Origin of the sequence: Methanoregula sp. (assembly GCF_052325125.1) — an archaeon.
Classification (GTDB): domain Archaea; phylum Halobacteriota; class Methanomicrobia; order Methanomicrobiales; family Methanospirillaceae; genus Methanoregula.
Map to the genome: position 1 here is coordinate 21,909 of NZ_JBKQWO010000037.1, position 22,384 is coordinate 44,292.

The following is a 22,384-nucleotide window of genomic DNA, read 5'->3' on the forward strand; positions in this document are numbered from 1 at the left end:
CTCTGACGATGATTTGGATCTCTTGGGGACATTGCCTTACCGGTACGATATACGGACATCGTATCAATCCGTTTGTAAGGTTATGCGATAGCTGGCAGTTCCCGGCATGGAACCAAGATTTCAGAGGGGGGAGACCCCGGTAAACCTGCTATTTCTTGTCCACCGGTGCGTTTCCGGGGGGTTTTAATTAAACTATTCAGAGAAATCAAAATATGAAACATATTTTGAAACAATCAGGAAATGAATAAGGGGGAAGATGGTTCTATCGTATGACAGGATACAAAAATCCTGGGACTGGGACTATGTTTCATGATACGGAAAAAACAATCAAGGACCTGGCTGCAGGGTTATGGGCACTTCCCATCGGAGATTACCTGTCATCGGAAAATTTTTTGCTTTTTTGCAGGCACCATGATTTGGCCGATATATGGAGAGAATACCTAGATCTCTCCCACGATATACCCCATTTATACGGGAGTGCGGTGATAAAAAACACCCTTGTCCTGTTTTTGCACCATATTTTTCATAGCCGGCCCAAAGATTTCCTTACCTTGTTTACCCTTCTCCTGATGGATTTTTACGAGGGGAATATCAGTGATTTACCTGTTGGCGACCTGAAAAAGGATCTGGTGCTGCTGGGTTATTCCGACCAGGAGATAGAATATGAATTTTCCAGCATAACCGCGAAGAAAAAGGAGACCTTGGATCGCGGGACGAAAAATTGTCCTGATTGATCATACGTATCGCGGTTACCCCTATCGAAAATTAAATCATCCGTACGTCATAAATTGAGACAGTAAAGATCGTATCCGGGTTATATCCACGGACTAAAAAGTTTGACCAGGATGCCGGGAGTCACGCCACTTTTTTGAACACGAGCTGCCCAAGGACGCCTGCGAATTTATCCAGGGATTCGGTCCACCCGGCCTTTGCCTGGTCACGCAGCTCACCAGCGGGAATACCGGCATGTCGCAGGGTGAGCCTTGTCCTTCCCGCCTGTACTTCGAAGGTCACGGTTACCAGCATTTCAGCAGGAAAGTCCGGGCTCATGCCATAATACGTCGCCGGAACCACGTTGCCTTTTTCATCAGCAAAACTATCCGTACAGACGATTCTTTCCGGTTTTTCAATTTCCCGGTAAACCCCGGTGCTCCAGTAGTCACGACCATCGGGAGATCGCATGCAGTAAAGATAAACCCCGCCGACCCTGAGATCGATCCTACATGACGGTGCTGTAAAGGCTTTGGGTCCCCACCACTGCATGACCAACTCAGGTTCGGTCCATGCCCTCCAGGCAAGATCCCGCGGTGCGTCGAAGAGGCGTGTGATGACAATTTCTCCCTCGCACAGGTTATTTGCGAAACTGCATCCGGCAACAGACGATTCAATTTTGTGGCCGATCACGTTCACCCGGTAGATCCGGGGATTGTTCAGTAAATCCAGCGCATTGATTTTCTGGTCAACGAGTTCCTCAAAGGAAAAGAAATCATTTGTCTCTTTTCCTTCCTCGGTCCAGAAGACCTGGACCCCGTTCTGGTACTTTTTGCTGCCCGTAATCCGCTGCATGTTTCTTTCTCCATGGTCACAGACCTGTTCGCACCTGCTCTTTGATATACAATCACGATATTTTCAAAATTTGTTTCAAATCCTGATTCGAACGCCAACTGATATTTAGGCCGCAAACAGAGTAAGCGCGTCTGCAATGACAGGAAGGGGTATTATCAAAACTATCGCGATAAACGGTCTCGGGCGAATCGGGAGGCTCGTGCTCAGGCATTATGCAGAAAGACCGCCGGGTAATATCCGGCTTACTACAGCAAATTCCTCGACGTCCATGGAAGATCTCGCATACCTGATCAAATACGATTCGGTTCATGGCAAAGCCCCGTTCCCGGTGTCGTATGGCCGGGATTATCTCATGCTTGGGCCCCACCGGCTTGACATCGTGAATAACCGTGATCCGGCGAAGATCCCATGGAAGGAGCATGGTATAGATATCGTGCTCGAATGCACCGGGGTGTTCACGAAGCGGGCCGGGGCTGCCGCACATATAACCGCGGGCGCCTCAAAGGTCATCATCAGCGCCCCATCCACGGACGCTGATGCCACGTTTGTCATGGGCGTGAACGAAAAGGCCTTCGATCCCGCTCACCACCACGTCGTCTCGAATGCGTCGTGCACTACCAACAGCCTCGCTCCGGTCGCAAAGGTGCTCAACGACGCCTTCGGTATCGGATCCCTGATGATGACAACTGTCCACGCGTATACGTCAAGCCAGGCGCTGGTCGATGAATCGGCACGCAAGAAACGGCGGGGAAGGGCTGCGGCGGTATCACTGGTTCCCTCGACAACCGGTGCCGCAGAGGCGACGGCGTTGACTATACCGGCGCTGAACGGCAGGATGCATGCAATGGCGATCCGTGCCCCCGTTCCGGACGGAGCGATCACCGATATCGTAGTGCATCTCGGGCGGCAGGTTACGGTGCAGGAGGTCAATGACACCCTGAAGAGGGCGGCGGAAAACGAGCTGGCCGGCATCATGGAGTATTGCGAGGACGAGCTGGTTTCTGCCGACATCATCGGGAACCCGCATTCTGCCATCATCGACGCCTCATCGACCGCAGTTGTCAACGGGAATGTGATCAAAGTGATGGCATGGTACGACAACGAGTGGGGGTATGCAAGGCGGCTGTTGGATCTCGCGTCATACATGGCGGAGCGCATGGAAGACGGATGAAGGCATAAATGAAGAGCTAGGTATCAATCCTGCTTTTGCCCTGTTCACACGACAACGATCCTTCCGGCAAACGGCTGGATGGAAATTGCGCCCGGCAGGCTGATCCGGGCATATCTTGTCCGATGCCCGGCAGCACCGGGTGGAACCGACGGGGTGCGTGGGATCGTTTTAATATCCCGTTTTACCTGAGCTCATAAAAAAAGTGGATGCAGAGAATTGCAGGTATTTCCCACGAGGGCACCCCACAAAAAACGCCTGTAAAACCGTCCGATCTCTCTGCCCGAAAATAAAATCCCTTATGCGCCCCTGTTTGCCAAAATAGCTCCAAATTGAGCCCCATATAATGCCCTTTACCGCCCCGTAGAAGCCCTGCAGCGGTCACTTTTTTTCATCACCTATAGAAACCCATACTGTCCCACTTCGGGGCTCAAAACAGCGCTATGAGATCGTTTTAATTCGTCCGTTTGTAAAAATAAGACTGATTTGGGGATATTTTTAAACGGAGCCCGATACGGGCTTCTTTTGGGGTGCGATGAGGGTAATCAGGGGCAGGATTGAGCCCGGATTGGGACAGGCCGGACCGAGTGCCTGAAAGGAGACCGGCATGAGAGAATGTACTCCCGACGGAGAGGAGGTGCCGGATACCTCATTTCCCCCGAATTGACCACCAGGACGACAACCAGCTCACACCATCGCGGAGCTGGTCGCCGGGTCATTTCCACATAAATCATGACGATGGAGGGCCTGAACGCAAGTCCCCAAAAAATCAAGCCTTGCGATCCTAAGGGATAATGCCTCCAACAAACTGCCCGGCCTCAAAACAAACCAGGCGCATCTAAGTGGAGAACCACGGAAGTGACCAGGATAGTACCTGGGAGATCTGCCGTACGTCCAAAGGCGACATATGGCGGGAGAATCCTTTTGCTTCCTGACTGCCCACCGGTGCCCCAGAGCCGGTAATCGGATCGACTAACACTATTTCACGATATGCCATCGCCGCGCCGGGTTCCCGGCATCAGCTCCGGTGCCGGCTCTTTTCCGGAAGACTCTTTAGCCAAACCCTTAAATTTACGCTTTTGAAGAAGTAATAACCTGAGGACCTGCAATGGCTAAACTAACCGAGGAGATCAAAGAATCGCTCGCGGGAACAAAGATAGTGTTCATGGCAACCGCTTCAAAAAACAGCAAGCCAAACGTCGTCCCGATCGGGGCGTTCAAACTCCTGGATGACGAGACGCTTCTTATCTCGGACCAGTATTTCAACAAGACACTCTCGAACATGAAAGAGAACCCACAGGTGGCCCTGTCCTACTGGGGGGAGAAAGGCGGCTACCAGATCAAGGGCTCCGTAACCCTCCACACGAATGGCGAGGTCTTCAAAAAAGATGTGGCGTGGATGAAGGAGTTCAGGCCCAACTTAGCACCAAAGTCCGCGGTCATCATGAAAATTGCCGAGGTATATACCATCAAGCCCGGCGCTGATGCGGGAAAGAAGATCCTCTGAAAGCCTGCCGGGTAAACACAGGAGTACGGAGAACTAAAATTTTCCTGGATTTTTTATGACGGTATTCCCTCGCGGGCCAATCCCGGTATTTCCAAAAACGATCACGTACGAATCCACTGTCACCGGGATATTGTAGTGGCGCGGCAGAGGAGCAATTGTTACCTTACCTTGCTGGTGCAGCGCACGATCCCACCCCAATCACATCTATACAGCAACCGCTACCACCACCCCAGAATTGCAAGAACCGGAAGGGCTGTTCTCGATCGTACCGGTATCGATTATTATCTTTCGAAATCGGGTAAACCCACGGTCATGGGAAGAAATCTCTACGCTGCGTTCCCTCATGAGACTTCTGTCGCCGTACGATCCACGGTTTTCCCCATAAGATCGAGAAATTCCGAATCAACGGACGGTTTGATGATAAAACCGCCCGGCGCTACTTCCCGCACTCGTGCAAGGAGATTCTCAGAGGTCTAGGCAGTGATAAAGATCAGGGGAACCGGCGAGCGCTTTTTGATCTGCCGGGCGGACTCGATCCCGACATGCGACCCGGTAAGCCTGATATCCATCAGGACGAGATCGGGTTTCGGGGAGTTTCCTTGAGGTCCTGGCTCTTCTCTGTCCAGGGGTCTTCTTCTTCATGGTCATCTTCTCATTCTCACATCATCCTGGTCTGCAAGGATTTTCGGTTATCATATAACGTGTACCCGTCGGGATTGTCAGATCTTCCCTAGGGGGCGTCGCACATATCGCGAATCCCGGCGTCGGATACCCGGGCGATTTTACTACGGGCAATAGGGTTTTCGGGATAATAATGGATATGTACCGTCCCGGACTTATTGCCAGGGCTGATTCGCTGGCAGGGTCCCAACGTATATTCATGAATTTACCACTGTCCTGCATTGGAAGAACGTGTTGCACCATTTATAATACCGGACCAGAACCTTCCGGCAGGATAACCGGCACCAGGATCGCCTCACTCCGCCACCCGGAACACCAGCCATTCGTTATTTCCCGCCCGTTTGAACTTCACGAGCACGTACGGCCCGTTCAGTCGTCGCCCGTGGAGCGCGATCTCGATCTTCTCTGCATCCCAGTGTTTCGTCTCATACGTCCCGCTGTCCCAGATGGTAACCGTGCCGGCGCCGTACTCACCCTTCGGGATCTCGCCTTCAAACATCCGGTACTCGAGCGGGTGGTCCTCGACAGCGACGGCAAGGTGCTTCTCGCCGATGGCTTCAGGGATGCCTTTAGGCACCGCCCAGCTCTTCAGCACCCCGTCCCGTTCCAGCCGCAGGTCGTAGTGCAGCTTGTGCGAGTGGTGTTCCTGGATGACAAAACTGTTCCCGCTCATGTCCAGGGATCCCTCCGGTTCGTTCGTGACAGAAAAATTCCGCTTCTCATGATAGTTCCTCAGGCCGGGGTGCGCTGCCGCTGGTTGCCTCGCAAGATGCGGTCGCTCATCCGCGAGCTGGTCGATCGTACAGGTAGCCGCCGGCTTGTCGGCACGGAGACGGATAAAGCGGGGGATCCGCAGTTTCCGGTCCCGGGTCACCTCCTGGTACGCCACCTCGCAAACGAGAACAGGTTCCAGCCAGACCACGTTCCCGCGGGTGCTCCACGGCTGCGGGGGAACTGTCACCAACGGTGCGAAGCGCTCCATCAGCTCCACGAGCAGCCGGGTGGAAAAGCCGGTCCCGACCCTGCCGACCGGGACCAGCTGGCCGTTCTCGTACAACCCAAGGAGGAGGGCCCCAAAGGCCGGGCTCCGGGCTCCCCGCCCGGGAGTATAGCCGGCGATCACGCAGTCGCAGCTCTTCTGCGCCTTGATCTTCAGCCACATCCCGCTCCGGATACCGGGCTTATACGGGCTGTCTTTCCGCTTTGCCATCACCCCTTCGAGACCCTGAGCCACCGCTGCCCGGTAATAATCTTCGCCCCGGCCCTCAACCGGTTCGGAGAGGACGACATGGGTGCCTTCCCGCACCGCTGCTTCCAGCTGCTTTCGCCGGAGAAAGAGAGGGAGAGCCGTCAGGGGCTTCCCGTCCCGTTCGAGGATGTCAAAGACTATGTAGGTGACCGGAGCCATGCCGGGGCCGGGCAGGCCGGCCTGCAGCCGCCGGAGGAGGGCCTGCATATCAGGCTTCCCGCCATTCATCACTACAATCTCCCCGTCAAGCACCGTGCCGGGCGCAAGCGTGAGGAGCTCCGTAAGTTCAGGGAACTGCCCGGCAAGTTCCGTGTCGTTCCTGCTCCGGAGGGAGAGCGTCGCGTCAACCGTCGCGATCGCCCGCACGCCGTCCCACTTGATCTCGAAAAGCCAGTCGTCGCCACTGAACGGGGCGGGCGCGGGCCGGGCGAGCATCGGGAGGTAGCGGGAGACCATGCCTCACTTCCGGGCAAGGGTTGCGATGGTCTCCTGCAGGGCCTGCATCAGCTCCTTCGCCTCCCCGGGGTGCGATTCCTCGTACACGATCTTCTCGCCGGCCAGTTTGCTGTCGATCAGGGCGAGGATGGCCTCGCGGTACCGGTCGGGGTAATCGTTGATCGAGAAATCACCGGACAGGTCCCTGATGATCCGTTTCGCAAGCGCTAGCTCGGACTCCTTTGGTACCGGAAGGGTGGGCAGGATCGCAAACGAGTGCGGTTGCATTACCTCGTCGGCATGCCGGAGTGTGGTCAGGACCAGGGCGCCATCGTATACGTGCACAACCACGGGGTATTCTTTGGTCCGGAGCGTGATTGTTCCGGCCGCGGCCCGGCCGAGTTCCTGCAGTGCAGCGACCAGCAGGCTGTACGCCTCCTCGCTCCGGTCAGGGATGAGGAGGTACGAGTTCTCGAAATATACCGGGTCGAGGGAAAGGTAAGAGACAAACTTGTCGATCCGGATCTTCCGCGAGGACTCGGGCACCGCTCCCTTGAGTTCGTCCGGCTCAAAGACCAGGAATTCACCTTTCCTCACTTCGTATCCCTTCACGGTATCCGCCCATGGGATCACGATGCCATCCCGGGAACAGACCCGGTCGTACCTCAGGGGCTGGCCATCTGCCCGGTGGAGCAGCCGGAACGTGAAGGCCCGGTCCCGCACCATCGTATAGAGCCGGACCGGCACGTTGATGAGCCCGATCGTGATGCTCCCGCTCCAGAATGGCCTGCCGGTCTTTTCGGCGTGCTCGTGGTCATCTGGTGAGAGGAGATCCGTTTCCTCTCTTTTTCCGGGAACTGCTGGAGCCGGTTTTTTCCCCGCAACCCTAGCGGCATTTTTTGCGGCCCTGGCAAGCGGCACCGGTGGCGTATCAGAGTCTCTGGCGGGTTTCAATGATTCCCCTCCATGGTTCTTCATGTCTCGAGAGCATCGTCTTTATATTAAAATCTTCGGGACGTGCCCCGTGCCGGAGCTCTTCCCACCGGAGCGGTGCGGAGACAGAGGCGCCAGCCGTGGCCCGGAGGCTGTACGGGGCGGCCATGGTCTTCCCGTGGACATTCTGGAGATAATCGATAAAGATCGTCCCAGGATCCCGGGACCGGGGGAACTCAGAGACGGCATGCGGGGTTGTGCGGGCGATCTCTCTTCCTATCCCGTGCACAAATTCCCTGGCCTCCCTGAAGCGGTAGCCGGGGACGAGCGGAACCACAATGTGGACACCTTTTTTTCCTGATGTCTTGACATACGGCTGCAGCCCGGCATCTTCCAGATGTTCCCTCACAATCTGTGCGATATCGATCACGTCATCGAACTGGAGCGGGGGTTCGGGATCGAGATCGAAGAGGAGAAGATCGGGAGATTCGAATGAACCTGCGGTCGAAAGTGTGGTATGTATCTCAAGGGATGCAAGGTTGGCGATCCAGATGAGCGTATCGAGGTTGTTGCAGAGGATAAAATGCACGTCCCTTCCCGCAGTATCCGAGAAGCGGGTGAAGATATCTACGAAATCCGGTGTACCTGGCGGCGCATCCTTCTCAAAGAAGTCCTCCCCCTCCACCCCGTCCGGGAAGCGGTGCAGGGTCAGCGGCCGGCTCCGGAGAAACGGGAGCAGGAGAGGCGCCACCCGGATATAGTACATGAGCACATCACCTTTCGTGATACGGCCTGCCGGGTACATCACCTTGTCGAGCCGGGTGAGCCGGACTCTCGTAAGGTTGTCGATTGAAGTTCCTTCCAGGCTGTCCGGTCCACTCGCCATCTCGAGTAGTTGTCGGTGACTGCCAAAAAAGGTTTTGCCTTGAAACACATCCATCAGCAGCAGATATAACGGATAACGAATGAAAAAAGGACCGGGTGAAAATTAAAAAATTATACGGACAGGTAGTCCGCCGGAGTGGGCATCTGCTCTTTTAAGCCCTTTCTCTTCCGGATGGCAACGACAACTTCTTTTACCATGTTGTTGGGGACCAGCTCGAATCCCGAGAATTCGGTGTTCCACATCGCACGGCCTTCGGTCGCGGACCGGATGTCGCCGGCAAACCCGAAGAGCTCGGCGACCGGGGCCTTGCCCACCACTGTGATGGTGTCGCCCTCGCTCTGCATGTCGAAAACCTGCCCGCGCCGGCCCTGGATCTGGGAGGTCGCGGCGCCCATCTGGTCGAGCGGCACCGAGATCTGGATCTTCTGGACGGGTTCGAGAAGCGAATCGCCGGCGATCAGCATACCGCCCTTGATCGCGCCACGCACCGCCGGGATGACCTGCGCCGGGCCGCGGTGGATCGCGTCTTCGTGCAGCTTTACATCGGTAAGCGTCATCTTGAGGTTCTGGACCGGCTCGTCCGCAAGCGGGCCGCCGGCAAGGGCTTCGTTGATACCCTCGATGATCAGTTCCATCGTCTCGTTGAGGTACTGGATACCCTTGGTCATATCGACGAGCATGTTCGTGCCCTTGATATGCTTGACGTTCTTTGCCTCGTCCTTGCCCATGCCGGCCTTTAAGAGCACATCACGGCGTTCGATCGCCTGCTGGTTCATCGAGATGTCGCCGGATTTGATCAGGTTTACGATCTCGTCGGGCAACGGCTCAAGGTCGAAGTAGAACCGGTTGTGCCGGTTCGGGGACTTGCCTTCGACATTTTCGACCTTGCCCGTGACCGTCTCACGGTACACCACGATCGGTTCGGAGGTGACGATCTCGACACCCTTGTCACGCTTGATACGGCCCGTGACGATCTCAAGGTGCAGCTCGCCCATACCGGAGATCAGGTGCTCGCCCGTCTCTTCGTTGATGGCGATGCCGAGCGTCGGGTCTTCTTTTGCAACCTGCCGTAGCACTTCGACGAGCTTTGGCAGGTCCTTCATGTTCTTCGCCTCGACTGCGACGGTCATGACCGGCTCGGAGTAGTGCTTGAGCGACTCAAACGGCGCCATCTCCATGAGGGTGGTGACCGTGGAGCCGACCATCGCGTCCTTGAGGCCGGTGACTGCCGCGATGTTACCCGCGACAATCTCCTCGACCTCCACCCGCTTCGGGCCCATGAAGATACCGACCTGCTGGAGCCGGTTCTCTTTTTTCGCCGAACCCATCACATAGAGGCCGTCGCCCCGCTTCAGGCTTCCCGAGAAGAGACGTCCCGTGGCAACTTCGCCCGCGTGGGGATCAAACGAGATGTCAGTGACCATCAGCCCGACCGGGCCGGTCGCGTCGCAGCTGACCATCGCCTTTCCTTCCTTGGACTCCTTGTCACCGTGCCAGATAACCGGGATACGGCGCTTCTGTGCCACGAGTGGGTCGGGCAGGTGGTGCACGACCATGTCGAGCACGACTTCGTAGAGCGGGCTGTTCTTCGCGAGGTACTTCATGTCACCGGACCGGCACTTCTCGAACACGTCCTTGAACGAGACCCCACCCTTTTTCATGTACGGCACCGAGACCGCCCAGTTGTAGAGCGCGGACCCGAAGGCAACCGTGCCCTGCGAGGCGTCGAGCTTCCAGCCGTTATTGTAGGACTCCTCGTTCATGCCCTTGATGAGCTTGTTGACCTTATCGATGACTTTTCCCAGCCGTATCTGCATCTCGGTCTCGTCGACCTTGAGCTCGTTGACCAGCCGGTCCACCTTGTTGATGAAGAGAACCGGGCGGACCTGCTCCTTTAGCGCCTGCCGGAGCACGGTCTCGGTCTGGGGCATCGTGCCTTCGACTGCATCGACGAGCACGACCGCGCCGTCAACCGCACGCATCGCACGCGTCACATCGCCGCCGAAGTCCACGTGGCCCGGCGTATCGATCATGTTGATCAGGTAATCCTGACCATCGTACTCGTGGACCATCGAGACGTTCGATGCATCGATGGTAATCCCCCGGGCCTGCTCTTCTGCATCCGAATCCATGAAGAGCTGCTTACCCGCAAGTTCCTCTGATATAATACCGGCACCCGCAAGCAGGTTATCGGACAGGGTCGTTTTACCGTGGTCGATATGCGCCACGATACCGATGTTTCTGATGTGCTTGGGGTCCTTCATGAGCTCGACTACGCGCTCTACCGTTTTTTTGCCACGTGACATGAAAATAACCTCAAAAAAAGATGTTTAACGGGCGGATTTTGCGATCCGCTCCTTTTCTTCCTTTTTCCCAACCGAGTAGCACTTCGCGTCGCCCTTTGAGGCCGCGATCAGTTCATCGGCAAGGATCGCGCTCGCGGGCTTCTTGCTCTTGCGCGAGGACTTCCAGACTGCCTCGGCGATGAAGCCGATGGCGGAGTCGACACGGCGCAGGGGAGCGGTGTCGACGGATTTCGGGACATTGATACCGCCGTATTTTAACCGGACGGTCTCTTCCCGGGGACCGGTGTTGCCGATTGCCTCGACGAGCACTTCAACGGGATTTCTTTTCGTCTTCTTGTTGATGAGCTCGAATGCATCCCGCACAATCCCTATTGCCAGCTGCTTTTTGCCGGTGTTATTCTCGGTCTGCATCAGGCTGTTGATCAGTCTCTCGACAATCATCATATTGGCCTTATTGAACTCCTGGCGCGAGTACTTGCCGCAGGAGTGGGGGATGATCTGGGGGGTGAGATTCACGTACCGCACAAGGCTCGGGTCGGTAACCTTGACCTCAGATACATCCCACTTGTTGAAGAGCAGTTTCTTTGCCTGGGGCTTTGCATCGGTTGCAGCTTCGGTTTTTATTTCTGCTTCTGCCATCTCGATCACCTGCGCGGTTTCTCTTTCCTGCCGATAACCATCTCATGGAGGCAGACGTTGTTCACGCTCGTCACGACGTACCGGACCCCCGGGATATCTCCCATGGACCGGCCCAGACGGCCGCCGATACCCTCGATTTCGACCTCGTCGTGCTCATCGATAAAGTTGATGGCACCGTCGCCGACCGCGAACGCGGTGACCTGCCGGCCGTTCTTGATCAGCTGCACGCGGACGCATTTCCGGATCGCCGAGTTGGGCTGCTTGGCCTCGACACCGACTTTCTCGAGCACGATACCCCTCGCTTGTGGAGCGCCTTCCAGCGGATCCGACTTCACATCGAGGTTGAGTTCGCGGCGTGCGTAGTTCTTGTCGCTCCACCGGAATTTTTTTGAGTCCCGAACCAGTTTTCTGGCTGCAAATTTACCCTGTCCCATTAAAGAGCCTCATTTCAGTTGTTTTTGTGGTTATCGATAACCCACACTGAGATATATACTAAAGCGGGGAACCGATTTATAAATTGTGGCATCCACCTGCCTGTCTTACACTATTATCCCTCACTCGTAATAATATTATATCCTCATCCGGCCAATGATACTTGCGATGAAAGTCCGGATCTACAAAGAGGTGCAGATTGACACCAGTCATCGCCTCCTTCATTACCACGGGAAGTGTGCGAACCTCCACGGGCACCGGTGGAAGATCGAAATCTGGATGGAAGGCGAGCCGGACCCGGCAACGCAGATCGTGATCGATTACAGTATCATAAAAAAGATCGTGGACAAGTACGATCACCAGATCATCCTCAACAGGGATGATCCGATGGTCCCCCGCATAGCAGAGTTCCACCCGGTCATTACGACGCCCGGCGACCCGACGAGCGAGCTTATCGCGTCCCTGATCCGGGACGATCTCTCCCGCGCCTGCCGCGAGCTGGGGATCAGGGCAACGGTATCGAAGATCCGGGTGTGGGAATCCCCGACATCCTGCGCCGAGCTTACCGAATGAAGATCGCTGATATTTTTACGAGCCTCCAGGGGGAGGGGGTGCGGCAGGGGACGCCCTGCCTTTTTATCCGGCTTAGTGGCTGCAACCTTTCCTGCCGCTGGTGCGACACGCAGTACGCGCGGGAAAGCGGGACGGAGATGGGGTGCGATGCAATCCTCGAACAGGTCTGGCGGGAGAACCCGCGCTCGGTCTGCATCACGGGCGGCGAACCGCTCCTCCAGACAGAGGCACTCCTCCCCCTGCTCGCATCGCTTTTTAGACGCGGCATCGCGATCGATATCGAGACAAACGGCACGATCGATTTTACGCCCGTCCAGCCATATGCCGCGGTCTGCATGGACGTAAAGTGCCCGTCGTCGGGTGAAAAAAGCGACCTTTCGCTGCTTTCTAAGATCCGGCCCGAAGACAGCGTGAAGTTCGTGGTCGGGGACGAGGAGGACTGCCGGTACGCACAGGAGGTCATGGAGAGCCATCCCATCGCCGGCGAGATCTTCTTTTCCCCGGTGTACGGTACGGATTACCAGCCCATCATCCGGTTTATCCTGAAAAACAACCTGCCGGTCCGGTTCCAGCTCCAGCTCCATAAGATCATCGGGGTGAAATGATGAAAGCGGTCTGCCTCATCTCCGGGGGTATGGACTCGTCGACCCTTGCCTATCTGGCAAAGAGCGAAGGCTACGATATCCTCGCCATCCACGCTAACTACGGCCAGCGCACGGAGAACAAGGAACGGGCCTGTGCAAGAAAGATCGCCGGGCTGCTCGGGGCACAGGACGTTGTCGAGATCGATCTCCGGTATTTCCCGCAGTTCGGGGCGAGCAGCCTGACCGACCTCGCGATCACGGTCGACCGGTTCGACCCGGACCGGGCGCACGTCCCCAACACCTACGTCCCGTTCCGGAACGCGAACCTGCTTTCCATCGCGACCAGTTTTGCCGAGGCAAAAGGGGCCGGTGCCATCTTTATTGGCGTGCAGGCGCTCGACTATTCCGGGTACCCTGACTGCCGGCCGGCTTTTATCGATGCCTTCAGGCGCGTGATCGAACTGGGTACGCAGGAAACCTCGCACATCGGACTCTTCACGCCGTTCATCCACATGACCAAGACCGATATCCTGAAGCTCGGAAAAGAACTCGGCGTCCCTTACGAGCACACGTGGTCCTGCTACCAGAACGAGGAGAAGGCCTGCGGGACCTGCGGCTCGTGCCATTTCCGGCGCGGGGCATTTGCCGCGCTCGGGATGACCGACCCGATACCGTACGAGGTGTGAACATGGAGATATTCCGCACGAAGCGCCTCTGGATCGAAAAATCAACCGTCCGGTTCCCGAACGGGGTCGAGGTGGAGAAGGTGACCGTGCACCCGGGCAGTGCGGTCGCGATCCTGCCGGTCACGCCGACCGGGTACCGGCTCCTGCGCCAGTACCGGTACGCGATCGACCGGTATATTTACGAGGCGCCGGCCGGGACGATGGAAGAGGGGGAGGACCCGGAAGAGACCGCACACCGCGAGCTCATAGAGGAAGCAGGCGTCTCGGCAACAACGATGACCCCGAAAGGCTTCATCTACACCACGCCCGGATACACTGATGAGAAGATCTGGCTCTTTGAGGCCCGGGACCTCGTACCTTCCCGTGAATTTGAAAAAGACGCCGATGAGGTGATCGAAGTTATGGATGTCACAAGAGAGGAAACGGACGCGATGGTTGCAAACGGCACCATCTGCGATGCAAAGACCATCTGCCTGATCCACCGGTGCAGGGAGGGATGAGCCTTGCGCGTCCTTCCTGTTGCCGCCGGTCTCGCCGTTCTCGTGGTGCTTGCCGCCTGCGCCGGCTGCACGAGTTCTGCGACTCCCTCGTATTCTGTGGACAATAACGGCGTCCTCTCGGTCACCTGCGCACCGGTCACGACAAACGAGACCGTGATCTTTGCAAACGAGACCTATACCGAGTCCAAAATTATCCTGCACACGCAAACCGGCGACGTGGTCACGTACCTGAGTTACCCGGAGCACCCCAAGGCGGTGATGCTTTACCTGCCGGGCGCCGGGGAAAAGATTTCGGGCCACGCGGAACGGATGGTCACCTATGCTGAGGCCGGGTATGCATTCATGTTCCTCGACTACCGGGGCCGGGGCGGGGAAACGGCAGGCTACCCGCTCAACCCCCAGACGGACTATGCGCTCTTCGAGAACAAGGAGTGGCCCGAATACTACCTGACCATCTGCGACATTTCATCGGCCCAAGCCCTGCTTGCCGGCCGGTTTGGCGTCCCCGTCTACGCGGTCGGGGGCAGCAATGGAGGCCGGTACGCGGCAGTAGCGGCCGGGGTCGACAAGAATTTTGCCGGGTATGTCGGGATCTCCACCGCGGACTGGGGGATAAAAGACGCGGTGCTTGCCCAGGGCGGATCGGGGGATGTCCTCCGGTTTGCCACATCGCTCGAACCCAGCACCTACCTGCCGACGATCTCCCCGCGCCCGGTCTGGATGTTCCACAACGCGACCGACCCGATCATCCCCTTTGCCGATGGCCAGGCCCTCTTTGCGACTGCCAGCCAGCCCAAGATCTTCACTGAATTCGATGGCGACCACGGGATCAACCCGGATGTGGACACCCGGCTTATAGCCCTCTTGGCGCAAATTTATGGGACGCAAGCGTGAATAGGTACTAGCTTTAGGAGAGGCTGAACACCGCTCATGACAGAACCCGGGGAAATGGACGATGCGCGCAAGCGCTACGAGTTCAAAAAGACGCTCGAAAAACTGGAGGCGCAGGAGGGGGACGGAACGGAGCTTATCACGCTCTACATCCCCCCCGACAAGCAGATCTACGATGTGACAGGCCAGCTCAAGGACGAGTTCGGCCAGTGCGCGAACATCAAGAGCAAGCAGACACGGACCAACGTCCAGAGCGCCATCTCCTCGATCCTCTCACGGCTCAAGTACTACAAGCGCCCGCCAGAGAAGGGCATGGCGGTTTTCTGCGGCACGGTGAAGCTCTACGGTGACCGCACCGACCTCCAGTGCACGGTTATCGAGCCGCCCGAGCCCCTCAACCTCTACATGTACCGGTGCAGCTCGAAGTTCGAGCTCGAACCCCTCAAGCAGATGCTCGAGGAGAAGTACGTCTATGGCCTGCTCGTCCTCGACCGGCGCGAGGCGTACTGGGGATTTTTGCGCGGCAACCGGATCGAGCCGATCGGGGGTTCAACCTCCACCGTACCAGGTAAAATGCGAAAAGGGGGCCAGTCGGCAGCCCGGTTCGGCAGGCTCCGCGAGATCGCGATCAACGAGTTTTACACGAAAGTCGGCGAGCGTTCGAGCGCAATCTTCCTTGCCGAGAAGAATTTCTTCGAGCGGTTTAAGGGCCTTTTAATCGGCGGCCCGAGCCCGACAAAGGAGGAGTTCGAGGCCGGAAACTTCCTCCACCACGAGGTCCAGAAAAAGATCATCGGCCTCTTTGACGTCGCGTACACGAACGAGGACGGCCTGCCCGAGCTCGTGGATGCCGCAAAGGACGCGCTCTCGGGGATGGAGGTCGTTAAGGAAAAGTCCCTGATGGAACGGTTCTTAAAAGAACTGGTAAAAGACAACGGTCTTGCCGCCTACGGGGAGGAGAGCATAAGAAAAAACCTCGAGATCGGGGCGGTCGACACGCTCCTTCTCTCCGCAAACCTCCGTAAGTCCCGGCTCAGGATAAAATGCCAGAGCTGCGATTACACCGAGGAGCGGACCGTGAGCATGCCGGTCGGAAAGACTGTCCGCGACATAGAGCTCGGCACGTGCCCGAAGTGCACCGCGCCGCTCGTGCTTGAAGAGGAGATCGATATCATCGACGAACTGGCAAAACTCGCCGACAGCTCCAGCGCAAAAGTGGAGCTGATCTCGGACGATTTCGAGGAGGGCTCGATCCTCTTCTCGGCATTCGGCGGGATTGCCGCGATCCTCAGGTACAGGACGGGATGCTGATGGTTTTTGACGCGATAACAATAATCAAAAAGGCACTGGCGGAATGCTCGGGGACGCAGGACGTCCAGCTCACCGATGGCGGGGAGCACGCGGACCTCGCCTCGACTGTCGCATTCGGCCTTGCGAAGGAGAAAAAACAGGCACCGGTAAAGATAGCGCAGGATATTGTTTGTGCGCTTAAAAACAACCCGGAACTGGTGCAGCAGGGCATCACGGTCGAGGCAAAGGGCCCGTACATCAACTTCGTTTTCGGCAGCGCCTACGTAAGTGCGGCGCTCAAAGCCGCAACGCAACCCGGCTATGGTTCGCTCCCCAAAAAGGAGACCCGGGTCGTGCTCGAACACACGAGCGCAAACCCGAACGGCCCCCTCCACGTGGGACACATCAGGAACTCCATCATCGGGGACACGCTCGCCCGCGCGTTCCGGAAGGCCGGCTACCGGCTCGAAGTCCAGTACTACGTGAACGACATGGGCCGGCAGATCGCGATCGTTGTCTGGGGCTTTGACAATCTCGAACATGAACAAGCCGAGGGTGAGAAAGAGGACGCCCACATCGCCCGGGTCTACATCGAGGCCAACCGGGAGATCGAAAAAGACCCCGGTATCACGCAGCAGGTCGACAAGCTCATGCAACTCGTGGAAGGCGGGGATGCAGAGACGGTAAAAAAGTTCCGTAAGGAAGTCTCCCGCTGCCTCGACGGGTTTGCCGTGACGATGAAGGAACTCAACGTGAAACACGACCGGTTTGTCTGGGAGAGCGACTTTGTCAGGAATGGCGACACAAAGAGGGTCATCCGGAAGATCGAGAAACTCCCGCAGGCCCGGACCGAAGAGAACCTGCTCGCGCTCGACCTTGCAGAGTTCGGCTTTTCGAACAAGTACGTGATCCGGAGGAGCGACGGCACCTCGGTCTACGCGGCCCGCGACCTCGCGTTCCACACCTGGAAGAGCGCAAACTTCGACCGGGTCATCGACGTACTCGGCGCCGACCACAAGTTGATCGGGGCGCAGCTCCAGTGCACCATGAAACTCCTCGGCGAGAAAGCCCCGGAGATCGTGCACTTCGAGTTCGTCTCGCTTCCCGAGGGCTCGATGAGCACCCGGGCGGGAAAATTCGTCTCCGCAGACGATCTGATAGATGAGGTCACGAAGCGTGCCTTTGAGGAAGTCACGACCCGCCGGCCCGAACTCGACGAGGAGACCCGTAAGGAGATTGCCGGGTCCGTCGCCCGTGCCGGGATCCGGTACGATATTGTGAAGATCTCACCGGAAAAGAGCACGGTCTTTGACTGGAAGGAAGCGCTTGACTTCGAGCGCCAGAGCGGCCCTTACATCCAGTACGCCCATGCGCGGGCGTGCAGCATATTAAACAAAGCCGGGACGTTCACCGAATGCTACGATCTTGAAACAGAACAGGAAATAGTGCTCGCAAAGAAGATCGCAAAGTTCCCCGGGGTTATCGAAAAAGTGGTCGCCGAGCTCCGCCCGCACCTGCTCGCCACCTACGCCCACGAACTGGCCGACACCTTCAACACGTTCTACCACTACGAGCCGGTCCTCAAGAGCGAGGGCAAGGTGCGCGACCGCCGGCTTACGCTCGTTACTGCCGTGCAGAATACGTTAAAAGAATCGCTTGAGACGCTCGGGATCGATGCCATCCGCACCATGTGATGCCCTGCGAAAGCAGGGATATCTCTTCTTTTCACCGGCTTCCTCCGCCGCGCTCAAGCCCTGCCTCTGGTGCAAGCGGGCCCTTGCCGGGGGCGACATGTGCTACAAGCACCAGTTCTACGGGGTCGACAGCCACCGCTGCGTCCAGATGACGCCGACGCTGCGCTGCAACCAGCGCTGCCTCTTCTGCTGGCGCTCGTTCGAGCACGAGATGACGGAAATTGAGGAATGCCCGCCCGAAACCATACTCGCAAATGTGCACAAATTACAGAAAAAAGCGCTCGCTGGTTACAACGCAGTGCTCGACAATACCGTGACCGATGAACGCTGGCAGGAAGCGCTCGCGCCAAGACACGTGGCGATCTCGCTCTCGGGCGAACCCACGCTGTACAGCCGTCTCCCGGAACTTGTCGACCTCTTCAACGCGGACGGCTACACCACGTTTGTGGTCAGCAACGGCACGAACCCGGACGTGCTCGCCCGGTGCCGGCCGTTCCAGCAATACGTCTCGCTCGATGCGCCCGACCTCGAAACCTACGAAAAGATCTGCCGGCCGATGGGCGATGCGGGTGGGTACTGGGACCGGATCAGGGAAAGCCTTGCGCACCTCTCGACAAAACGCTCGGCAGTGCGGATCACGCTTGTAGAGGGGCTCAATGACATAAACCCTGAAGGTTATGCCCGGCTCCTGCAGGACGCTGGAGCGACTTTTGTCGAGGTCAAGGGATACATGTATCTGGGATACAGTAGAAACCGTTTGAAACAGAGCAACATGCCGGAACATGAGCAGGTGAGGGCATTTACGAGAAAAATTGCCGCATCGTGCGATTATAAAATCCGTGATGAAAACCCCCTGAGCAGGGTCATATGCATGGAGCGTGTGTAAATGAGATTCAACCCCCAGGACTGGAAAGAGAAATCCCATACGAACTTCGAAGGGGCGTGGCACGAAGGCCCGTCTGTGATCACCCCGCCGGGCGGGGATGGGAAGTACCCCCTCCTCCGGTACAAGCGTGCGCAGGCGCACCCGATTTTCGAGACGATCAACCGCTTGCGTGAGATCTACCTCGCGATGGGATTCGACGAATGCGAGAACCCGGTGATCGTCGAGGAAAGCGACATCTACCGGCAGTTCGGCCCCGAGGCGATGGCCGTCCTGGACCGGGTCTTCTACATCGGTGGGCTCCCGCGCCCGAATGTAGGGATCGCAAAAAAGCAACTCGACGAGATCAACGAAATCCTCCAGAGCCACAAAAGCCCGCTCGCCCACGGCCATACGGTACCGGCAGGAGAAAGCGGCCACAAGGCACCATTCCAGCCGATGACAAAGGAGACCGAAGAGCGGCTCCGCGAAACCCTCCATGCATACAAGAAATCGGAGATCGACGGGGACGAGCTCACCTTCGAACTGGCAAAAGTCCTCGGGGTTGATGACGGTATTGTCGTGCATATCCTCGATGCCGTCTTCCCGGAGTTCAGGTCGCTCGTGCCTGAATCCTCGCGGAGCACGCTCCGGAGCCACATGACCAGCGGCTGGTTCATGACGCTCGGCTCGATCTGGGAGCGCACGCCGCTTCCCATCCGGCTCTTCTCGGTCGACCGCTGCTTCCGGCGCGAGCAGGCAGAAGGCCCGACCCGGCTCATGACCTACCACTCCGCATCCTGCGTGGTCGCAGGAGAAGATGTCACCATCGAGGACGGCAAGGCCGTGAGCGGGGCGCTGCTCTCCGCGTTCGGGTACGAGGACTTCCGGTTCCAGCCCGACGAAAAGCGCTCCAAGTACTATATGCCGGATTCGCAGACCGAGGTCTACGCAAAGCACCCGGTCCACGGCTGGGTGGAAGTGGCGACATTCGGCATGTACTCCCCCTCGGCCCTCGGCGAGTACGGCATCGGTGTACCTGTCATGAACCTCGGCCTTGGGGTCGAGCGGCTCGCGATGATCGCGTACAATGCAGATGACGTCCGCCAGCTTTCGTATCCCCAGTTCTTCCCCCGTCCGCCTGCGGACCGGGAGATCGCACGCGCCGTGCACCTCAGGGAGGAGCCGGTCACGCCGGGAGGAAAGGCGCTCGCGCTTGCCATCGCACAGGTCGCGGCGGCCAATGCCACGGCGCAGGGACCCTGCTCCTTTGAGGCATGGGATGGCACCCTGTACGGTACGCACGTGGAGGTAACGGTCGAGGAAACCGAAGCAAATGCAAAACTCTGCGGGCCGGCGTGCGCAAACGAGATCTTCGTCCACGAGGGAAACATCCTCGGCGTGCCCGATGCCGAGAAGTGGAAGGACGTGCGCACACTGGGCGCCCCGACCGGAATCTCCTATCTCGGTGCAGCATCCGCACTTGCATCAGCAGAGATCGAACGGGCAGCCCGGTGCGGCAAGGGGACGCTCGTGCAGGTCAAGATGGCAAAGCACCCCAGCGACATCAATCTCAGGATCGAAGAGTACGCGATGCGGGCCATCACGGACAACAAGAAGAAAGTGGACGTCCGGGGGCCGGTCTTCCTTGCGGTCAGGTCAGAACTTTCTGAATGATTCTCTTTTTTATTCTGGATTAAAGATCCATTAATCGAGTGTGTTCACTCTCGAAACCAAGAAAAGAAGTTTAGACTTGAAAATGATAATGCGCCGAATTGAAAGAGCTATTAAATTATAGTAACGAGGGCTTCCCGCCTCAGGGCCCATCCGGGGCACGGAGGGGCAGGGAGTTGCCGCGGGGGCGTCCCTTCGGGGGCTGCGGCACCATCGTTACATGCGGAGGTTGAACCGGACCCGTTTCCTGGTACCGGTCTTTTGGCAGTTCTCCCAAGGGTTTCCAACACCGGTGCCGGCGTATAAAACGATTCGGAAAATATCAGATTCGATCCTGCAGGAAGATACGCCAGTGGATGATCCGCCACGAGAGGATGAGCTGGACGAGATCGGTCGCGGTCACCGTCACACGGTTCTCGAAGATAGCGATCGGGTGGACACCGGTCTGCTGCTCGATGCTGGTTTCCAGTTTCCGGACGGTGCCGTAGTTCATCGCGCCGTCGAAGGTAAGCGCACGCATCCGGGCGCAGGCCACATCCTCGGTCGAGAACTCGATCATAAAGGCATGGTCGTGGAAGGAGAGGAGCGAGTACAGGTCGATCGAGAGATCGACATCGGTCACCTTCTGGTCCATCCGGTGCTGGAGGAGCGAGATCCGGTAAACATTCTCGGCCTCTCCTTTCTCGTCCCCGTACCGGGAATTGCCGATGCGGATAACTGCGTCAGCATGGCAACGCTGGGGTGCGATGTAGGTCTCGTAATCTTTCCCCCGCAGGGAGATCTCTTCGGTAACCTCCGCGGACGAATACCCGCGCCCTTCGGTATCGCGGCGGCGTTTCCACGCGTGTTTCACCTCAGGATCCGGGTCGACAAAGACGGAGAAGTCAAGGAGTTCGCGCAGCCGGGGCGTAAAGAGCGTGTGGAGCCCTTCGAGGATAATGATTTTTTTCGAGGCAAACGGCACCGGGAGACCGAACGTCCCGGTCTCATGGTTGTAGACCGGTTTCTGAATTGCACGGCCTTCCTTGAGCCGTGCCACATCCGTTTCAAGCTGTACGAGGTTGTTCGCATCCGGATTGAGTGGGGTAACACCGAGACGCCGGCGCTCTTCCCGGTCGTACCGGTGGTAATCGTCAAGGGTGATGGTGGCAACGAGATCTGGGCCGAAGATCTGACGGATGGCGTTCGTGAACGTGGTCTTCCCCGACCCGCTGTCCCCGGCGACACCGATTACGAAGACCAGCGGCGACCGGGCGATAATCTCTTTGAAATTGGGGATGCGCGGCATGCGTAACGGTACGTGAGATGGCATCGGTCTTTAAGATCGCGTGAAGAGAGGCATCCCGGTGCCGGCAGGACCTTCCCCAAATGTTAGAAATAGATAACATTAATATACCGATAGATGTTAGAAATAAATAACATACCACCGTGACAGCCATGAAACCAAAAAATATCTACCGGATAATTATCGGAGTGCTGATAGTCATCAGCGGTATCGTCTCCATCCTGCTGATCCCTGGGGAGTCGAATCTCGGAACAATGTTACTGGCTGGAGGGCTTGCCTTCCTGATTACCAGTATCGCCAATCACCGTAAATATGGCGATGATCCGGAATCTGATGAACGGTCAAAGAAGATCGGTGCATATGGGTTATCCTATGCCTGGCTAACCGGCATTTTATTCATGTTCGGCCTCTTCTGGCTGGACAGCCTCAACGTGCTCAGGCTCAGTGTGCAGAATGCACTTGTATCATCCATTCTTGTCCTTGCGCTCTCCGCCGTGATCTACCAGGCGATTCTCTTCCGGAAAGGTGATGTCGATTGATTAT

21 protein-coding genes are annotated in these 22,384 nt (G+C 57.4%); 13 read left to right on the plus strand and 8 right to left on the minus strand.

Features of this window, described 5'->3' with window-relative positions; all coding sequences use genetic code 11:
• The first annotated feature begins 269 nt into the window (after nucleotides 1–269).
• Complete coding sequence (locus tag ACLQMU_RS09090; RefSeq protein ID WP_424039830.1) at nucleotides 270–734, plus strand: hypothetical protein; 465 nt, start codon at nucleotides 270–272, stop codon at nucleotides 732–734.
• Nucleotides 735–855: 121 nt separating this feature from the next.
• Here ACLQMU_RS09090 and ACLQMU_RS09095 read toward each other — a convergent pair whose 3' ends face one another.
• Nucleotides 856–1,566 carry an SRPBCC family protein gene (locus tag ACLQMU_RS09095; RefSeq protein ID WP_422149816.1) on the minus strand — a complete coding sequence of 237 codons (711 nt, stop codon included), beginning with the start codon at nucleotides 1,564–1,566 and terminating at the stop codon, nucleotides 856–858.
• A gap of 136 nt (nucleotides 1,567–1,702) precedes the next feature.
• Here ACLQMU_RS09095 and gap point away from each other — a divergent pair, with 136 nt between their 5' ends.
• Nucleotides 1,703–2,737, plus strand: a complete 1,035-nt coding sequence (gene gap, locus ACLQMU_RS09100; protein WP_422149815.1) for a type I glyceraldehyde-3-phosphate dehydrogenase — start codon at nucleotides 1,703–1,705, stop codon at nucleotides 2,735–2,737.
• A gap of 1,105 nt (nucleotides 2,738–3,842) precedes the next feature.
• Nucleotides 3,843–4,241: a pyridoxamine 5'-phosphate oxidase family protein gene (locus ACLQMU_RS09105; protein ID WP_422149814.1), complete on the plus strand. Its 399-nt coding sequence runs from the start codon at nucleotides 3,843–3,845 to the stop codon at nucleotides 4,239–4,241.
• A gap of 976 nt (nucleotides 4,242–5,217) precedes the next feature.
• On the opposite strand, the gene ligD (ACLQMU_RS09110) is transcribed toward ACLQMU_RS09105, so the two are convergent.
• The 6 genes from ligD (ACLQMU_RS09110) to ACLQMU_RS09135 all read right to left on the minus strand — a co-directional run bounded on the left by ligD (ACLQMU_RS09110) (nucleotide 5,218) and on the right by ACLQMU_RS09135 (nucleotide 11,804).
• Nucleotides 5,218–6,627, minus strand: coding sequence for a non-homologous end-joining DNA ligase (gene ligD, locus ACLQMU_RS09110; RefSeq protein ID WP_424040786.1), 1,410 nt, complete (start codon nucleotides 6,625–6,627; stop codon nucleotides 5,218–5,220).
• Between the two features lie 3 nt (nucleotides 6,628–6,630).
• Entirely contained in the window at nucleotides 6,631–7,584 is a 954-nt protein-coding gene (gene ku / locus ACLQMU_RS09115; RefSeq protein WP_424040784.1) for a non-homologous end joining protein Ku, read from the minus strand.
• Nucleotides 7,538–8,425, minus strand: coding sequence for a non-homologous end-joining DNA ligase (ligD, locus tag ACLQMU_RS09120; protein WP_424040782.1), 888 nt, complete (start codon nucleotides 8,423–8,425; stop codon nucleotides 7,538–7,540). The genes ku and ligD (ACLQMU_RS09120) overlap by 47 nt, the downstream gene beginning before the upstream one ends.
• 110 nt (nucleotides 8,426–8,535) lie before the next feature.
• The gene (locus ACLQMU_RS09125; protein WP_443673672.1) at nucleotides 8,536–10,731 is read right to left on the minus strand and encodes an elongation factor EF-2; all 2,196 of its coding nucleotides are present in this window, start codon (nucleotides 10,729–10,731) and stop codon (nucleotides 8,536–8,538) included.
• 24 nt (nucleotides 10,732–10,755) lie between these two features.
• Nucleotides 10,756–11,370 carry a 30S ribosomal protein S7 gene (locus ACLQMU_RS09130; protein ID WP_422149809.1) on the minus strand — a complete coding sequence of 205 codons (615 nt, stop codon included), beginning with the start codon at nucleotides 11,368–11,370 and terminating at the stop codon, nucleotides 10,756–10,758.
• A gap of 5 nt (nucleotides 11,371–11,375) precedes the next feature.
• Entirely contained in the window at nucleotides 11,376–11,804 is a 429-nt protein-coding gene (locus tag ACLQMU_RS09135; RefSeq protein WP_011991275.1) for a 30S ribosomal protein S12, read from the minus strand.
• A 166-nt stretch (nucleotides 11,805–11,970) separates the two neighbouring features.
• On the opposite strand from ACLQMU_RS09135, the gene ACLQMU_RS09140 reads away from it, so the two are divergent.
• Genes ACLQMU_RS09140 through sepS form a run of 9 tightly spaced genes read left to right on the plus strand, consistent with a single transcriptional unit; the run spans nucleotide 11,971 to nucleotide 20,559 of the window.
• Entirely contained in the window at nucleotides 11,971–12,375 is a 405-nt protein-coding gene (locus ACLQMU_RS09140) for a 6-carboxytetrahydropterin synthase (protein WP_422149808.1), read from the plus strand.
• Nucleotides 12,372–12,980 (plus strand): 7-carboxy-7-deazaguanine synthase QueE, encoded by a 609-nt coding sequence (locus tag ACLQMU_RS09145; RefSeq protein WP_422149807.1) that lies wholly within the window; start codon nucleotides 12,372–12,374, stop codon nucleotides 12,978–12,980. The genes ACLQMU_RS09140 and ACLQMU_RS09145 overlap by 4 nt, the downstream gene beginning before the upstream one ends.
• Entirely contained in the window at nucleotides 12,980–13,645 is a 666-nt protein-coding gene (queC, locus tag ACLQMU_RS09150; protein ID WP_422149820.1) for a 7-cyano-7-deazaguanine synthase QueC, read from the plus strand. Before ACLQMU_RS09145 ends, queC begins: the two co-directional genes overlap by 1 nt.
• A 2-nt stretch (nucleotides 13,646–13,647) precedes the next feature.
• Nucleotides 13,648–14,145: an NUDIX hydrolase gene (locus ACLQMU_RS09155; RefSeq protein ID WP_422149806.1), complete on the plus strand. Its 498-nt coding sequence runs from the start codon at nucleotides 13,648–13,650 to the stop codon at nucleotides 14,143–14,145.
• Between the two features lie 3 nt (nucleotides 14,146–14,148).
• Complete coding sequence (locus ACLQMU_RS09160) at nucleotides 14,149–15,039, plus strand: alpha/beta hydrolase (protein ID WP_422149805.1); 891 nt, start codon at nucleotides 14,149–14,151, stop codon at nucleotides 15,037–15,039.
• 36 nt (nucleotides 15,040–15,075) lie between these two features.
• Nucleotides 15,076–16,347: a peptide chain release factor aRF-1 gene (gene prf1, locus ACLQMU_RS09165; protein WP_422149804.1), complete on the plus strand. Its 1,272-nt coding sequence runs from the start codon at nucleotides 15,076–15,078 to the stop codon at nucleotides 16,345–16,347.
• Complete coding sequence (argS, locus tag ACLQMU_RS09170) at nucleotides 16,347–18,020, plus strand: arginine--tRNA ligase (RefSeq protein ID WP_422149819.1); 1,674 nt, start codon at nucleotides 16,347–16,349, stop codon at nucleotides 18,018–18,020. Before prf1 ends, argS begins: the two co-directional genes overlap by 1 nt.
• Nucleotides 18,001–18,906 (plus strand): 4-demethylwyosine synthase TYW1, encoded by a 906-nt coding sequence (gene twy1, locus ACLQMU_RS09175; RefSeq protein WP_422149803.1) that lies wholly within the window; start codon nucleotides 18,001–18,003, stop codon nucleotides 18,904–18,906. Before argS ends, twy1 begins: the two co-directional genes overlap by 20 nt.
• Nucleotides 18,907–20,559, plus strand: coding sequence for an O-phosphoserine--tRNA ligase (gene sepS, locus ACLQMU_RS09180; protein ID WP_422149802.1), 1,653 nt, complete (start codon nucleotides 18,907–18,909; stop codon nucleotides 20,557–20,559).
• A 319-nt stretch (nucleotides 20,560–20,878) separates the two neighbouring features.
• Here sepS and ACLQMU_RS09185 read toward each other — a convergent pair whose 3' ends face one another.
• Nucleotides 20,879–21,844, minus strand: a complete 966-nt coding sequence (locus ACLQMU_RS09185; RefSeq protein WP_422149801.1) for a phosphoribulokinase — start codon at nucleotides 21,842–21,844, stop codon at nucleotides 20,879–20,881.
• Between the two features lie 149 nt (nucleotides 21,845–21,993).
• Here ACLQMU_RS09185 and ACLQMU_RS09190 point away from each other — a divergent pair, with 149 nt between their 5' ends.
• Nucleotides 21,994–22,380, plus strand: coding sequence for a hypothetical protein (locus tag ACLQMU_RS09190; protein ID WP_422149800.1), 387 nt, complete (start codon nucleotides 21,994–21,996; stop codon nucleotides 22,378–22,380).
• Nucleotides 22,381–22,384: the final 4 nt, after the last annotated feature.